The 12,353-nt window shown below is 45.9% G+C and carries 10 protein-coding genes and 1 pseudogene; 7 read left to right on the top strand and 4 right to left on the bottom strand.

The window, feature by feature from the left end:
* Positions 1-311, top strand: a pseudogene (locus tag PMG25_RS12100) (hypothetical protein); the annotation flags it as partial.
* A gap of 1,538 nt (positions 312-1,849) precedes the next feature.
* Here the strand turns inward: PMG25_RS12100 and PMG25_RS12095 are convergent.
* Positions 1,850-3,556 carry a two-partner secretion domain-containing protein gene (locus tag PMG25_RS12095; RefSeq protein ID WP_283767161.1) on the bottom strand — a complete coding sequence of 569 codons (1,707 nt, stop codon included), beginning with the start codon at positions 3,554-3,556 and terminating at the stop codon, positions 1,850-1,852.
* 85 nt (positions 3,557-3,641) lie between these two features.
* On the opposite strand from PMG25_RS12095, the gene PMG25_RS12090 reads away from it, so the two are divergent.
* On the top strand, positions 3,642-4,532 hold the full coding sequence (locus PMG25_RS12090) for a hypothetical protein (RefSeq protein WP_283767160.1): 891 nt from the start codon (positions 3,642-3,644) through the stop codon (positions 4,530-4,532).
* A gap of 89 nt (positions 4,533-4,621) precedes the next feature.
* Here PMG25_RS12090 and PMG25_RS12085 read toward each other — a convergent pair whose 3' ends face one another.
* Positions 4,622-5,236, bottom strand: coding sequence for a hypothetical protein (locus PMG25_RS12085; RefSeq protein ID WP_283767159.1), 615 nt, complete (start codon positions 5,234-5,236; stop codon positions 4,622-4,624).
* Between the two features lie 146 nt (positions 5,237-5,382).
* Here PMG25_RS12085 and PMG25_RS12080 point away from each other — a divergent pair, with 146 nt between their 5' ends.
* The 5 genes from PMG25_RS12080 to PMG25_RS12060 all read left to right on the top strand — a co-directional run bounded on the left by PMG25_RS12080 (position 5,383) and on the right by PMG25_RS12060 (position 8,412).
* Positions 5,383-6,387: an RpnC/YadD family protein gene (locus PMG25_RS12080; RefSeq protein ID WP_283767158.1), complete on the top strand. Its 1,005-nt coding sequence runs from the start codon at positions 5,383-5,385 to the stop codon at positions 6,385-6,387.
* A gap of 78 nt (positions 6,388-6,465) precedes the next feature.
* Positions 6,466-7,482 (top strand): hypothetical protein, encoded by a 1,017-nt coding sequence (locus PMG25_RS12075; RefSeq protein WP_283767157.1) that lies wholly within the window; start codon positions 6,466-6,468, stop codon positions 7,480-7,482.
* 78 nt (positions 7,483-7,560) lie between these two features.
* Positions 7,561-7,698, top strand: coding sequence for a hypothetical protein (locus PMG25_RS12070; RefSeq protein WP_283767156.1), 138 nt, complete (start codon positions 7,561-7,563; stop codon positions 7,696-7,698).
* Positions 7,699-7,796: 98 nt separating this feature from the next.
* Positions 7,797-8,060 (top strand): hypothetical protein, encoded by a 264-nt coding sequence (locus PMG25_RS12065; RefSeq protein ID WP_283767155.1) that lies wholly within the window; start codon positions 7,797-7,799, stop codon positions 8,058-8,060.
* A 94-nt stretch (positions 8,061-8,154) separates the two neighbouring features.
* A complete protein-coding gene (locus PMG25_RS12060; RefSeq protein WP_283767154.1) occupies positions 8,155-8,412 on the top strand; it encodes a hypothetical protein in 258 nt (85 codons plus the stop codon).
* A gap of 101 nt (positions 8,413-8,513) precedes the next feature.
* Here the strand turns inward: PMG25_RS12060 and PMG25_RS12055 are convergent, their stop codons facing one another.
* Together PMG25_RS12055 and PMG25_RS12050 are read right to left on the bottom strand one after the other, a co-directional pair.
* A complete protein-coding gene (locus PMG25_RS12055) occupies positions 8,514-9,077 on the bottom strand; it encodes a hypothetical protein (RefSeq protein ID WP_283767153.1) in 564 nt (187 codons plus the stop codon).
* Positions 9,078-9,182: 105 nt separating this feature from the next.
* Positions 9,183-12,353, bottom strand: a 3,171-nt coding sequence (locus tag PMG25_RS12050; protein ID WP_283767152.1) for a S8 family serine peptidase, incomplete at its 5' end; no start/stop codon positions are given.

Here is a 12,353-nt window from a genome sequence, read left to right as displayed (position 1 = left end):
TGATGGAATTATCACCAGCGTATATAAAATGGCGAGAAGATACCATTCAAGAAGGTATTCGACAAGGACTTGAGCAAGGACTGGAGCAGGGGGTTCAACAGGGACTGGAGCAGGGGGTTCAACGGGGACAGCGTTTGATGATTGAAGCCTTGCTCAGGACTCGGTTTGGTCAGTTGGATGAGACGCTCTTGGGTATCATTGACGCTTTACTGGAATTATCTCCAGATGAGTTTATGTCTTTGTGTTTAAATGCTTCTCGTGAGGAATTGTTAGAGCGGTTTGGCGATTCTACTGATATCAAGTCCGGTTAAACACTTGTCATGGCGACCGCAGGGAAGCATTCGCGCTTCGCGTTTCACGCAAGCTTCGCTTTTCATGTCCGCGAAGCGGAAACGCCAAAACTACCGAGATGGTTGAGATTGCTTCACTCCACTGCGTTCCGTTCGCAATGACTTGTTATAGCTGATTTAGCGGACTTGATATGACACGCTTGATGGATGAGGAAATGGCAATTATCGCTATCCCTACTCATTCCTAATCTACAATTCTTGCTGATTGCACAATCATATTATGTCCGGTGAATGGGAAAAGACAAGCGGGCAAGATGCCCGCACTCCTGGAATCCCTTGATCTTACTGGAGTGGGAGCGTCTCGCTCCCTAGACTTTTAATTAGGGTGTTTCCGCTTCGCGAACATGAATAACCGGACTTGATATCATTCCTGCACACAATCTGGATTGGGTTGTAAGGAGCGATGGGGAGTGACTTTTTCGGGCGTTGTCGTTAAAAAGATTTCTCCTTTCTCGTTAATAACCCATCCGGTGGCGATGGGTAACTGAGGGCGAGAGGTTGTTAAATTGCTCTGGGTTGGTAGAGGCGATCGCCCTTCAAATTCTTCAAATTCTCTTGAAGGAGTTACTTCTTCAATCATCTCCACCTCTACAGAACCGGGATTCACCGGTTGAGTGGGGTTGGGGGGTAAACCGCGTCCTTCAACGGTTAATTCGCGCTCCCCAGAACGCATTTGAGCCTCCGGACGACAAATGGGTACAATTCCCTGCGGTGTTTCAACTGCCTGGGGCAAATCCGTCGTATTCTGAGCCGGATCGATATCTGGGGTATTAATCTCGACAATGCCGCTAAACTGGGGCCCCAATGCCGATGTTGCCGTAATATCACTCTCTGGGGTTAACTGATTGCGAAACTCCGTCCCATAAATCCCTTGAGCCGTAATCGTTACGCGACCGCCAAAGTTTTGCTCCGCATTGGCGCTAATATCGCTATTTTCCAGAGCAGTTAACAGATCCGTATTGATATTAATATTACCGCCCGTGGATTCTCCGAAGGCATTCGTCACAATCTGACTACCCTCCCGCAAGCGGATATCTTCACCATTGAGAAAAATATTACCCTGAGCGCCCGAAGTTGTATTCGCCGTAATTTGTCCCCCATTTAAGCGCACTTCAGGCACAGTAATCAAAATATCCCCCGCTCCCCCTAACGGTAAATTAGTAAGAATATTACCCGCACGATCGCGTAAAATCCCATTCACATTAATTTCCGCCCCATTATTCACCGTCAACCGTTCCGTCCCGATAATCAAATCCCCCGCATTTCCCGGCCCCTCCGTGCGTACCGTCATCCGGGTCGGGCGACCATCGGCAGCAATACCACTCAAATTCACCGATTCCGAAGCCGTCACCCGCAACGTTCCCCCCTGTCCCGGCCCCCGCGTCGAGGCTGTCACTTGTCCCCCACTCTCTAGGTCTAACCGCCGAGTCAGTACCGTAATATCCCCTGCGGGCTGCTCCCCCAGAGTTAAAGCCACAATAGCGCTCGGACTTTGATTATCAGCCGTACTTCCCCTGACCCGTAGCTGTTCCCAAGCATTGACCGTTAGTCTTCCCCCTGGCCCTCCCCCAAACGTTCCGGCGGAAATAGTCCCCCCATTCTCTAAGGTGAGGAACCGGGTATTCACCTGCACATCTCCCCCCCCGTCCAGTCGCGGGAATCACGGGAACTCGCTCCCGATTGGGGCCAGGAATAAACCGAATCGCTCCACTAGGGGGGGCTTCAAGTTCTTCCAAGGGTGTAAAGTTTACTTGGGAAAAAATGCCACTGGGGTTATCTTGGGTTCCCCCAGAGATCAAAATCCCATCCGATGCACCGATAATCAGATTTCCAGCATCTCCCGTTCCCCTGGTGCTGGCGGAAATTTGCGCCCCACTGTCAATCAAAATAGATCTCGCGCCAATGGTAATATCTCCGGCTGGTTGGTTGTCAATGAAGGTTGCAGTAGAAATGACCGCTCCTTCTTGTAAGCGCAATTGCCCGGTAGTGATGTTTAGATTTCCCCCTTTACCAAACCCCAAGGTAGCGGCAAAGATGCCACCAGGAACCCCAAAGGGAGTTGTTCCAGAGACATTTAAGGATTCTGGAGCGTTGAGGGTAATGTTGCCTCCTAATCCTGGACTCAAGCTAGAGGCGGAAATCTGCGCTCCATTGGTAATGTTAATTCGGGGTGCAGTGACAGTAATGTTGCCCGCAGAACCTTGGGCGAGGGTTTCAGTGAGAATGGCGCTGGTGACGAAGCCTCTGGAGATTCCCCCAGTCACGGTTACGGAGTCTGTCGCGGTGACGGTGAGAGTGCCTCCGGGTTGGTTGCCTTCGGTGAGACTGAGAAAGAGGGAGCCTTGAGCGAGGGTAATGTTGCGTCCGTAGGCTTGCAGGTCTCCCCCTCCCTGACCACTGGTATCAGCGACTGAGATGGCCGAAAGGGTGATATCTCCGGATGTGGCAAGGGAGAAGGGGGTAGCGGTGAGTTGATTTTGCTCCAGGTTGAGGTTAACGGCTCCATTTCCCCCGGCAATTAAGTCAATGCGTCCATCTTCTGCGGTTAATGTGCCTCCGGCTAGGTTGAGTTCTCCCCCGACTAGGGCTAAGGTTTGGCCGGATGGCACTTGTAGCCCTTCAACGGGCCCCCGCATGACGACTCCGTTTTGGGGGTTGATGCTGAGGTTATGGCCTTGACCTTCGACGATGATGGGGGCGGGGTTTTCACTGAGATGGATTTGAGTGGGGACGCTGACAGTGAGCAGGGGTTGGGTTTGGGAGGGTGTAGCACTGAAGGATGTGCCGTCTGCGAAGTCGATACGGTTGGCGGTGGTGGCAAGGAAGGAACCGCCGATGTTGAGGGAGGCGTTGGGGCCAAAAAGGATACCGTTGGGATTGAGGAGAAATAGGTTGGCTGTGCCGTTAGCGCGGATTAAGCCGTTGATGGTGGAGGGGTTTGCGCCAGTGACACGGCTAAAAATATTGCTGATGTTGGGCGCATTGTTGAAGAGAGCTTGAGTATTTGTGGGGAGGGAAAATTGGTCGAAGCTGTGGAAAAGATTACTACCTTGAGGAGTTCCCCCGTTGATGAGCCAAAGGTTGTTTTGGGGGGTGGTGACGGTGGTATTTTGGGGTAAGGTGCGATCGGGTACAATCTGGGCATGGGCTAGGGTTGGCCAGATGCTCAGGATTAGGGGGAGTAGGGTTTTCCAGGGTTGGGTCATGGGGGATGATGTTGGGCGATCGCCAGTCAGATCCTATCGCAAAATGTAATGTAATGTATTTTTAGTTCTCTTAAATATCTGTTCTGTGACACGCCAACCTCACGATCAATTTGCCAAGCAATACCTCAAAGAACTGCTCGAACCCTTGGGAGAAGTCAAAATTAGCGAGGAAATTCCAGGGGAAACCCTACAGATCGATTTGATTTTCGTTCCCTCTCCAGAACCCCCAAGCAACCCTCCAGCTCTAGGTTTGCTCTCTCAATTAGCTTCTACCCCTTGCTTACTAGAACCTTATCGAAATTCTCCCACCCATGCAGAGATTCGCAGTTGTATCCTCAAACTCTTTCATGTTCATGGAGAGCTACAGCGTCAAGCTAAACGAGAACAACCAACCTTAGATGAAGCCCAACTCCCTCGGTTATGGATTTTAACGCCTACCATTTCTGAGAGAGTCCGAGAATACTTTGGCGCTCATCTCAAGTTAGAACAGTGGTGTACGGGAGTCTATCTTCTGGCTGATGGCATCAAAACTGGAATCATTGCCATTAACCAATTGCCAGAAATCCCAGAAACTCTATGGTTGAGGATGTTGGGCAAAGGAGGAACCCAGAAAAGAGCCATTGAGGAAGTTTTGGCCTTGCCGCAAGACCATCCGCAACGACGGAATATCCTAGAGTTGGTTGGGATATGGCGGATTAATGTAGAAAGTAAAATAGATCTAGATCCAGAGGAAAGGGAGTTGATTATGGAATTATCACCAGCTTATATAAAATGGCGAGAAGATACACTACAACAGGGACAGCGCTTGATGATTGAAGCGCTATTAAGGACTCGGTTGGGTGAGTTGGATGAAGCATTATTGGCTATCATTTCCCCCCTACTGGAATTACCTCCAGATGAATGTATGTCCTTGGGTTTGCACGCCTCTCGCGAGGAGTTATTGGCCCAATTTGGCTCGAATTCTAGGGAAGATTAAACCCTGTAGTCAGGGGTAAGGTGGGCAGGATAGTGTGGTGGAATTTGAATCCTATCATCTCTACTGCTGCCCACCCTACGATGATTGGGTTAAGAGGTTTTTGCACGAGGGGAGATCAAAGTATTTTGTTTGGGGAAAAATTTCCGTTTGATGGCAATACCGATAATTGCAAATCCAATCGCCAAAACTCCGATAACAGAAGAGGCTTCAGGAACCGGAGCAGCAGTTGGACAATCAGCTAAATCACAAATGCCTAATTCGGTTTCGTTGATATCTGTAATTTGATAGTTGTCGCTTAAAAGAGCTTCCCAGGAAGATAAGGTAACCGTTGGATCGAATTCATCCAGCTCTGCACTCTGAAAGTTGGGATTACTGAAGTAACTCGTTGCTGTTTGAGGGACAACTAGATAGTAAAAATCTTGCACTCCGTAATTTGAACTGGGATTATAGCTAATAAATGAATAGTTGGACAACCAGTAATTATTGCTAACCAATGAAGGATTATAAGATGGCACCCACCAATAAAACCAAGGGTTGTAGTAATACGAATAGTTAGAAAACCACCACAAGAAGGGTAGCTCTATGGTTTCACTGCCAGGATTGCTGGTATCTTGGATTTGCAGATAGCCACTACTTTGTTGAAAAAACTCGTATTGCCCAGTTGCGGTATAATCGGTTTCTTCTATCCAAAAGCTATAAGGCATGGGGGGTTCCTCTAGAAAATTGTTCCTCTATAGGGATCTCGGTTTTTACGGAGGGTTTTTATGCAAGAGGGGCGAAATTGTAATATTTCTTTACGATTTAGGGGACACCGTAATAAAATAGAGTATCAATCTGACTCAACTGCTCCGTGACACGCCAACCCCACGACCAATTTGCCAAGCAATACCTCAAAGAACTGCTTGAACCCCTGGGAACAGTGGAAATTAGCCGAGAAATTTCAGGGGAAACCCTGCAAATCGATCTGATTTTCCAGCCATCCCCAGAACCCCCAAGTAACCCTCCAGCATTGGGTTTACTCTCTCAATTAGCGGCTAAACCTTGTTTATTAGAACCTTATCGCAATTGTCCGAGTCACTCAGAGATTCGCAGTTGTATTCTCAAACTTTTCTATGTTCATGGAGAGCTACAGCGTCAAGCTAAACGGGAAAAACCGACTCTTGAAGAACAACAATTGCCTCAATTATGGATTTTAACGCCAACAGCATCTAAGAAGCTATTGGAAGAATTAGGTGCTAAGGAGAATACTGAGTATGGCTATACAGGAGTCTATCGACTCGCACAAATTAACCAAACGGGGATTATTGCCATTAATCAATTGCCAGAAATCCCAGAAACCCTATGGTTAAGGATGTTAGGGAAAGGAGGAACACAGAAAAGGGCAATTCAGGAAGTGCTGGAATTACCCAGAGAAGATCCTCAACGGCGAAATATATTAGAGCTAGTGGGGATATGGCGAATTAATGTAGCCACTAAAATAGAACTAGACGAAGACGATCAGGAGTTAATGATGGAATTATCACCAGCGTATATAAAATGGCGAGAAGATACCATTCAAGAAGGAATTCGACAAGGACTTCAACAGGGACTTCAACAGGGACTGGAGCAAGGGGTTCAACAGGGACTGGAGCAAGGGGTTCAACAAGGACTGGAGCAGGGGGTTCAACAGGAACGACGGTTAATGATTGAAGCCTTGCTTAGGACTCGTTTTGGTGAGTTGGATGAGGCGCTTTTGGGCATCATTGAGGCTTTACTGAAGTGCCCTCCGGATGAGTTTATGCCTTTGTGCTTGAATGCTTCTCGTGAGGAGTTGTTGGAGCGGTTTGGAGATTCTGGTGAGGCTGAGGAAAGTTGAGGGAGTGGCGATCGCACTTCAGGCGAGCGATCGCCCCAACCATACTAAAATAGAGTATCAATCTGACTCAACTGCTCCGTGACCAGACAACCCCACGATCAATTTGCCAAGCAATATCTCAAAGAACTCCTCGAACCTTTGGGGACAGTGGAAATTAGCCGGGAAATCCCAGGGGAAACCCTGCAAATCGATCTCATTTTCGAGCCATCCCCAGAACCCCCAAGTAACCCTCCAGCATTGGGTTTACTCTCCCAATTGGCGGCTGAACCTTGCTTATTAGAACCCTATCGCAACTGTCCCACTAACCCAGAGATTCGCAATTGTATTCTCAAGCTTTTCCATGTCCATGCAGAGCTACAGCGTCAAACCAAACGGGAAGGGAAAACCCTGGATGAACAGCAATTGCCTCGATTATGGATTTTAACCCCCACGGCATCCCAGAGGCTGATGGAAGAGTTAGGTGCGAAGGAGAATACTGAGTATGGCTATAGAGGAATCTATCGACTCGCACAAATTAACCAAACGGGGATTATTGCCATTAACCAATTGCCAGAAATCCCAGAAACCTTATGGTTAAGGATGTTGGGGAAAGGAGGGACTCAGAAAAGAGCGATTGAAGAAGTGCTGGAGTTACCCAGAGAAGATCCTCAACGGCTAAATATTTTAGAGCTAGTGGGGATATGGCGGATTAATGTGGCTAGTAAAATAGAACTCAATGAAGAAGATAGGGAGTTGATTATGGAATTATCACCAGCGTATATCAAATGGCGAGAAGATACCCTTCAAGAAGGGATTCGACAGGGACTTCAACAAGGACTGGAGCAAGGGGTTCAACAAGGACTGGAGCAGGGGGTTCAACAAGGACTGGAGCAGGGGGTTCAACAAGGACTGGAGCAGGGGGTTCAACAGGAACGACGGTTAATGATTGAAACCTTGCTCAGGACTCGGTTTGGTGAGTTGGATGAGGCGCTTTTGGGTATTGTTGATGCTTTACTGAAGTGTCCTCCCGATGAGTTTATGCCTTTGTGTTTGAGTGCTTCTCGTGAGGAGCTATTGGAGCGGTTTGGGGATTCTGGTGAGGCTGAGGAAAGTTGAGGGAGTGGCGATCGCACTTCAGGCGAGCGATCGCCCCAACCATACTAAAATAGAGTATCAATCTGACTCAACTGCTCCGTGACCAGACAACCCCACGATCAATTTGCCAAGCAATACCTGAAAGAACTTCTCGAACCTTTGGGGACGGTGGAAATTAGCCGAGAAATTCCAGGGGAAACTCTGCAAATCGATCTGATTTTCAATAGTTACCCATAGAAGATCCTCAACGACGAAATATTCTAGAATTAGTGGAGACTTGGCGCATTAATGTAGAAAGTAAAATAGAGTTAAAACCAGAAGAGAGGGAGTTGATTATGGAATTATCACCAGCATATATAAAATGGCGAGAAGATACGATTCAAGAAGGGATTCAACAAGGACTTCAACAAAGTGTTCAGCGACAGCGCTTGATGATTGAAGCCTTATTAAGGACTCGTTTTGGTGAGTTAGATGAGTCGCTTTTGGGTATTATTGACGCTTTGTTGGCGTTATCTCCTGATGAGTTTATGCCTTTGTGTTTGCAGTGTTCCCGTGAGGAGTTGTTGGAGCGATTTGACGATCGCCCCAACGATGTGTAGCCTTATCGCTAAGGCGATCGCCCTCTGCCTTTCTGAGGCGATCGCCTTTCACTTCTCATATAAGTATCTAACATAACATCATCACAGGGTAACCATGTCAACGGTTTATCGATTAAAAGCCAGTGAAATTAATCCTGAGTTCCTAGAGAAGATTAAGACTGAGTTTGGGGAGAAAGAGATTGAGATTGTGGTCTCGGAAATACCGGCTGATGACACTGAGTATCTTTTGCAGTCGGAAGTCAACAAACAGAGGCTGTTGAGGGCGATCGCAAATATTAAAGCTAATCAAAACTTGATTACCGTCAGTTTAGAGGATATTGAGTCGCCAATGGTTGCCCTCTCATCTCCCTAACCCCTTCTCCCGTAGGCGCTGCCCTGCTTGCCCTGAGCGAAGCTGAAGAGAACGAAGCCGAAGAGAGAAGGGGGAGATGAAAGGGAGAGGGCAAAATCTTCTCAATTCGGGAAAAATGTCCGTTTAATGGCTACACCCACCACCGTCAAGCCAATGGCTAAAACACCCATAACCGAGGACGCTTCGGGAACCGGTTGCGGGTAGCAGTTGGTGACATCGCAAACATCTAACTGATTTTCCCATGAGAGGGTGGTTAGCTCGAAGTCTTGTTCGGGTTCCGTTAAGATAGACTTGAAGACTTCCTCAATTTTATTGGGATAAAATGAATTTTCAGACGTGATTTCATCGCTGATATTCTCAAAAATGCCTGGCTCGGTTTCTGGCAAAACCAGATAATAGAAATTGCCATTAGAGTTAGTGGTTGGCTCAAATCGGAACAGTTGCAAGTCATCCAACCACAGAGAGGCATTTGGGTATTCATCCCAGAAATTAAACCAAGGATTGTAGTAGAATGACCAGCTAGAAAAATACCAGAGGAACGGTAGAGAAACCGATTCTTGAGTGGTGGGACTTTGGACTTCGACATAGCCACTAGAGAGAGTGAAAAAGTCAAAGCCGAGCGTTTCGTTGTAAGTGTTTTCTTGAATTGACCAAGTTGAAGACATAGTGAATTTCATTGATTGTAATTATTTTATAATATTCTAATCAATTGGCGAACTCGTATAATCTTAGCTCTAAATCATAGCTTGACCACTACAAAATAGTGTGAGTTAATTTTCCAATGCTAGGATAGGAACACCATTACGATCATAGCGCTGACCATAAAGAATCCAATTACTTCCATCTTGATTATTTTGTGGATACCAACTAGCTGGATATTCTAGATCTTGATTGTTTTGGGAATACCAATTCACTGGAAACTCTGGACTAACTGGAAGACCATTATAATCATAAAGTTTGCCATAAGTCCCTTGATCAACTCCGTTTCGGTCTTCAGTATTCCAACTGATAATAAATCCACCATTAGTTAACCCAATTAGTGATAAATAATTTTCATCGTAATAAGTGTCATAGTTGACCTGAAATTCTTCACCAATCGGGATACCTTTAGAGTCATAACGTCGAGCTTGAACTCCAAAGTAACTATTTTCGCGAGTAGAATTTTGAGAACCCCAAGCAACAACAAATCCACCATCTGTTAATGATGCTACTGATGGTTTCCATTGAACACTTTGAGTATAAGAATTAACTTGAAATATATCACCAGAAGGAATACCGTAGCGATCATAACGCTGACCATAAATGTCTGCAATTAACCGTAGATAAGGGGGTGGAAACGGACTCCGATCATCTGAATTAGATTCCCAGTGGCCCCAAATAACAACAAATCCACCATCTACTAATTTGGTTACTGATACATCATGTAGATCCGTCTTAATATTTCCATAAAAATCTGTATCAACACTTTGGGCATGAGAAACTATTTTAAATTCTTCACCTATAGCTAAATTACTCATATCATAACCTTGACCGTAAATCCCTATTTCGTTATTACCTTGATCCAAATAAATTTCACTTAAAACTTTATCAAATGACTTGGGATTTCCATAAACGTTTAACTTCCAATTATGCCATTGGTTATCCTCAGAATCATGACCCACATACTCATCATTAACCCTTAACTTCCATTCCCCTCTTGACGGTTCCCACCAATGACGAGCAGAAGTAAATCGCCAATTATGGGAATCATCATCTCCTAGATATCGACCATTAAAATGCTGTTCTGATAACACAGACTCCGTGACCACTTCCTCACCAAAATTATTAATATAACGATGCTCCAGAACAATTTCCAAATCTCCCTTATACTCATGGTCGGCATTAAACTCTACTTCCACCCATTCCACATTCATTTGATTACTCGAATCAAATGTTAACGTGGAACTCAATTCAGAATTATCCTCAATGGGTTCATTCACCACTTTTCCTTGGGAAATCATCACTTCTTCGGCCACAGATTCCAAAATCCAAATTTTCGCCCTCTCCACTGCCGCTTGTGCATCCACCGCGCCAAACCCATATTTATGATTCACCCAATATCCCGCACCATTGCGAATCCAATCCTCATCATTGGGGTCATTTTTCTGCGCCGTTTCCACCAAAATATGCTGCACATCCCGCGCCGTTAAATTGGGATTGGCTTCCAACATTAACGCCACCACACCCGATACCACAGGAGCAGCAGAAGACGTACCCCCAAATCCCCCGCGAATATAATCATTGGTATCATCACCATCATCTTGATAGGGTGCAGTCGTCGTAATTCCCACATAATCTTCAGACGTACCATTATCCGAATAAGCAGACACCAATAACGGCGCACCCGGTTCGCTATAAACCGCTTGTTTCCCTTCATGGTCAATGGCTGCTACTGCAATCGTATGGCGAGAATTAGCAAAGGCATTATAATTAACATTTCCTCCAGCTTGGCCAGCATTTGCACCCGCAAAAACATAAATATTTCCTAAACCATTTCTACCTTGTTTAGTGCCTAATTCTAGCTCATCTAAAGAATCCGGAAATGGAGACTTAAAAAAGCCTAAACCCCAACTATTATTATATATATCAATTTCATTATTTTGATAGGATAGAGCGCGTTGCATTTCATTATCTGTTGCTCCATTACCACCCACTCGCAATCCAGCCCAGCCGGAACTTCCAGCCACACCATTGACACCCAAATCATTATTCGCATCCCCACTAGAAACGCCAACAACTGCCGTTCCATGAGCATTGACCGTATCTAAATCAAATGACCAATCATTCAGCGTCCCCGTTTTTCCGAAAACATAATTGGTATCTATAATCTCTAAACCCCATAATGTAGATGCCGGTTGTCCTCGCAAATGAGAGGTTAAATCCACCTCAGTCAAATCTTCTCCTATACTTTTGATTTTCAGTCTTTTTTCCACAGGCAATGGAGAAGTTTCACTCTTCTCATGCCAATAGAGGTAAATCTCTAAATCTTCCACTGACTCATACTCAATATCCAGATTGAGCGTGGCATTCTGAATCAATCCACTATGGGGACTACGAAAACCAAACATACTATTAGCACCCCAATCACCTAGGGTACGGTTTTCTCCTTGATAAACGGCTTCAGAGCTAACCACTCGCGAGGGAATACTGTCTTCTTCATCAAAGTCATAACTCAAATCTTCGCGGTAATTGGCTGATAAATCGGCATGTCCCACTAAACTGCGCTCAGTATCTGTCACTTCAAAGCCATTATCAATGACTCCGATTACCACATCTCGACCTTGAAGATTTTCTTGCTGATTGACTTGGCTAATATTGGCATCCGCATCCGGATTTTCATCACTGCGTAAATGCCACTGATAACTGTTGAGCAGATTAATCACATCGGGGTCATGGGGATTAAGATTGGGATACTCTAGCGGGTCAACTCCTTCCGGCCGTTGGTAAAAGGAGAGCAAGTCTAATAATATCTGAGGTTCTTCACCAATCCGGTGAATCAGTTGATTGGTGAGATAATGAATTACAGTTTCCTCAGATTGTGGAACACTTGGAGAGAGTGGAACACTTGCGCCTCCAACTTGCGGAGATTGAGTGTGTGGTACTCCTCCAAGGCTAGGATTTCCTCTTCCTCCATACCATTCCAACGCAATATCAGGTTGAGCTAATTCTTGCTCAAAATATCCTTGTAATGCTTGCGCGGGTTGTTCTCCATACTCACCCGATAGAGTACGCACAAAGAATTTAGAGATGGCTTCGCTCCACTGCGTTCCATTCGCCATGACATCGGGTAAAGTTTCGTCATTGCGACCTCCAGGAAGCAATCGCCAGATGTCGGAGATGGCTTCATTCCACTGCGTTCCATTCGCCATGACATCGGGTAAAGTTTCGTCATTGCGACCTCC

Origin of the sequence: Roseofilum capinflatum BLCC-M114 (assembly GCF_030068505.1) — a bacterium.
GTDB classification, from domain to species: domain Bacteria; phylum Cyanobacteriota; class Cyanobacteriia; order Cyanobacteriales; family Desertifilaceae; genus Roseofilum; species Roseofilum capinflatum.
Note: the sequence above shows the minus strand (reverse complement) of the source record. Positions and strands in the feature narration are given on the sequence as shown.